This is a genomic window from Schlesneria paludicola DSM 18645 (assembly GCF_000255655.1).
GTDB classification, from domain to species: domain Bacteria; phylum Planctomycetota; class Planctomycetia; order Planctomycetales; family Planctomycetaceae; genus Schlesneria; species Schlesneria paludicola.
On the sequence record NZ_AHZR01000096.1, the window covers coordinates 1 to 1,405 of the forward strand.

Genomic DNA, 1,405 nt, shown 5'->3' on the forward strand with positions numbered 1-1,405 from the left:
GAATCCCAAGGTGATGCAATCACCTTGGGATTCGTGCTGATGTCGTTGCTGAGGTCTGGTTTGATCAGATCTTGGGAACGAGGTTGACGCCCACACCGATGAAGTTGAGGAAGATATTGGTGTAGAGCTCGCCGGGCTTGTAGAACAGCAGGATCTGATCTTCCGGCTGCATCAGGATTCGTTCGTTCGGATCATGCAAGGCTCGGTTCAAGTCCACGCGAATCCGCAATTGCTGGCCATTCGGAAGCTTGCGCACAATCAAGACATCGGTCGGCGGGACCACGTTGCCAGGACCCGTACGGAAGATCGAGCCGTTGACGCTTGGACCACCGGCGCTTCCGTTGACAAGGGCAATCGCTTCCAGAACATCTGTTTCCACATCCCGGGGAAGGGGAACTTTGCCGCTCGGAAGTTGACCGCCCGTGTAGATGACTTCCACTTCGCGGGGTGGCAGGTAAATCACGTCACCATCTTCTAAGGTGATATCGTCTTCTGTGAATGGAACCGGATCATTGGGGAAGACGCGTAACGGAATTCGAACCACTTGGCGCTCTTGCTGTTCCCATTTCTTCGCGAGGGCTTCGGGTGATCCAGCCGCTTCAATCTGCTGTGAAACCGCTGCCGCATCCGGTGTATCGATCATGCGGCTGCGGAAGATCCACACTTCGCTGAACACGTCGATCCCGGGAAGGCCCCCGGTCGATGCGAGAGCATGCAGCACGTCGTTTTCATACGCCGGAAGGTCGACCACCTCGCCCCGACCAAGCTTCGTATAAGGCACGGTCATTTTTTGGATGGTTTGGGGAACCGGCGCCTGGGCATCTTCTCGCATCACAACCACGCGTTTCACGCGTGGACGCAACAATGAGATCAAGACGCGTTCTCGATCCTCTTGAATGACGTTCTTCTTTTCATACGCCTTGCGAATCGTATCCGTCGCTTCCTCGATCGTTTGATCGTTCAGGTTCAACTTGCCGACCAGCGGTAAGCGAACTGTTCCATCGGAAGCAACGTCCACTGGAATACCCATGTTCGGTGTCAACACTCGACCATAAGGCGGGTAGTACGTTGGCGTCATCGAAAGTTGCTGATACAGCAACGGTTGGTCGTCGATCTTGGGCGGCAACACACCCGCAACATAAACCCCGATCAAATCGCCCTTTCCGAGGCGATGGCCCTCTTTCGGACGCTGCTGACTCAGCAGGCTTAAGTCGATCGGGATCGTTCCCTCTCGACTGCATTTGTGGAATTCACATGGCAGCCGGTACGCCGGAACCGCGTCATAAACGTGCATGATGCACTTGCTTGTGGCGCACCCTGCATTCAGCAAAGCGACCGCCAATGACAAAATTCCAAACGCAAGCGATTTCATAATTGACCGATCCTTCAGTCGTTTGGATGTGAG

1 protein-coding gene is annotated in these 1,405 nt (G+C 54.7%); it reads right to left on the minus strand.

What is annotated here, in order from left to right; translation table 11 throughout:
* Nucleotides 1-64: 64 nt before the first annotated feature.
* Nucleotides 65-1,405: polysaccharide biosynthesis/export family protein (locus OSO_RS41485; protein ID WP_010581589.1), on the minus strand; the 1,341-nt coding region annotated here is incomplete at its 5' end.